We start from the raw sequence: 2,051 nt of genomic DNA on the forward strand, positions 1-2,051 counted from the left end.
AATATAATAGTTCTATAAAGGGCATATGTCAATAACATTTTTGACATATGCCTTTTTAACCAAATCAAGTAAGTCCCCTGCTTCAATTGCGAAGAGCAAACGGGCATCGGAGAGACTTCTGGAAAGCAGTACGAAATATCTTGAAGAGAAGCTGAAACTCACAGTCAACAGAGAGAAGCTTAATGAGATACTGACTGGTTATCTCCATTACTATGGCATCACTGACAATTCAGAGAGAATTACAGCATTTCGTTATAATGTTATGAAAAGCTACAATTTTAAATATCAGGGGAGATCGAGGTCTCTTATCTTCAAATATTCCACAAGCTTAAAAGACATTCTCAACAGAAACTCTGTCATGGGATCGTTTAAATCGGCTTTACCTATTTCAATGATTTTTTCCATTCGATAAGCCAGCGAATTCCTGTGAATACACAAAATGTTAGCTGTTTCCTTATTGTTATGGAAACACTGTAGATATACCTCAAGTGTATGGTAAAGTTCATTTCCCGTTCTCTGGTCATATTTATTCAGTCTGTAAAGGGCAGGGTGGATATAATCTGCAAGTTTTTCTGGTTCTTTGATCTTGTTCATCATTTCGTAGAACTCAATTTCAGAATACCGATGAATTTGATGCTCCATCGGATACCTTTGATCCCATGATATTTCCTTCTTAAGGTTATCAGGGATTCTGTGATTCCATTCAAGAACTGTCCGCGCCTGCTGATAAGCTCTGTAAAATTCATCCATTTTTGAAAAAACCAGGGAGATTCCTACATCCAGATGATACTCTGCCATCGTTTTAAGCATTATTTTTTGAGTATCTACAAATATAACAGAACTCTGATCTGGTACAAGCAGGACTAGTGCATTGTCGTGGACAGTCATATATGCTTCCGGAAAGATATGTACGGATCACAGGATAAAGCTGCTGCTTTAATTTATTTTCCTTCAAAAATGTCTTCGGTTGGATACAAAGTGCATACATTGCATCAGATACTCGAAGATGAGAAATGGAATCTGCCAATATATCAGCCGGAGTTCCAATCAGCAAGGCTTCAAGAAGCTGCTGGTCCGCACTGGTGTACTGAAACAGTTCAGGATGATAATGTCCAACTACGGAGCTGATTGCCCGGCTTACATCACTCATAGCTGCTAAGTGTTCTGCGGTAAAAGGGATATTGTTTTCTATCATCAGAACAAAACCAACCTGAACACCGTTTAAAAACACTTTCGAACTACATTTACGATATGGTGATTCCGGGCAAGATACTTCAACAGCCTCAATGCTGGCTGAAGCCCCCTGGACAGCTTCCAATGACATTACATTTTTAATGAAATCGTATGTACAATATCCACGTTCAATATTCTTTTTCCATAATTTATCCGTAACCGGAATTGATGTAGAATATGACAGGATACGGAATTTCTTGTCGCAAAATACCAAAGAATATCCTAATTTGATGGATGCAGAGTTAATCACTTCATCCAGGCTATGGGAAGAGTGGCCTTTTCGGAACCAGTTCTTCATATAAACTAACCTGTTCATGTGTCTGAAAGCAACTGTTGTGCTGGATCTAAAAACCGCAAAAAGCTCTTTTGCCTGTACTGTTGCACGATCGGTGCAGGAATAAGGAAAAAGATAGTTTTCTCCACGAACAAGGATACATTGAGAAGGCTGCATATCAGGAGACAAGACACTCTGGATAACCAAAATAGACAATATCTGTGGCGTATCCTGTTTGAGTGCCATCCAGCAGCTCGCACATCTCGTATTTCATGAAGATCAGTAGAACAATTTAGTATTATGTTAAAAGTTTTTTCATTTTTTAAATAATCAATAAGATCGGGAAAACAGCATCTTCATACTCCTCTTTACAATTATTTGTGAAAAATGCACAGTGTTTTGCAGATTATTATTAATTATAGTGCATTGTGCATAAATACACAATGTCTTTTTTATGATTTATGCCGTTGTTTTTTTAACAATGAAAATGTTATTTTTAAGCCAGAAGAATCAAGAGACACAAGTAAAGGAGGCTAGACTATCA

The 2,051-nt window shown here is 37.5% G+C and carries 2 protein-coding genes; both read right to left on the reverse strand.

The features are described from left to right. Positions 1–285 precede the first annotated feature (285 nt). The gene (locus AC075J_RS02530) at positions 286–888 is read right to left on the reverse strand and encodes a PucR family transcriptional regulator (protein WP_476389946.1); all 603 of its coding nucleotides are present in this window, start codon (positions 886–888) and stop codon (positions 286–288) included. Beyond that, complete coding sequence (locus AC075J_RS02535) at positions 803–1,753, reverse strand: hypothetical protein (RefSeq protein ID WP_476389947.1); 951 nt, start codon at positions 1,751–1,753, stop codon at positions 803–805. Before AC075J_RS02535 ends, AC075J_RS02530 begins: the two co-directional genes overlap by 86 nt. Between the last annotated feature and the right edge of the window lie 298 nt (positions 1,754–2,051).

The organism is Blautia sp. ZXY-1-C6, assembly GCF_056339875.1.

Excerpts from the sequence above, each read along its gene's own strand:
- AC075J_RS02530 (WP_476389946.1), bottom strand. The coding sequence starts at position 888 with ATGACTGTCCACGACAATGCACTAGTCCTGCTTGTACCAGATCAGAGT.
- AC075J_RS02535 (WP_476389947.1), bottom strand. The coding sequence starts at position 1,753 with ATGGCACTCAAACAGGATACGCCACAGATATTGTCTATTTTGGTTATC.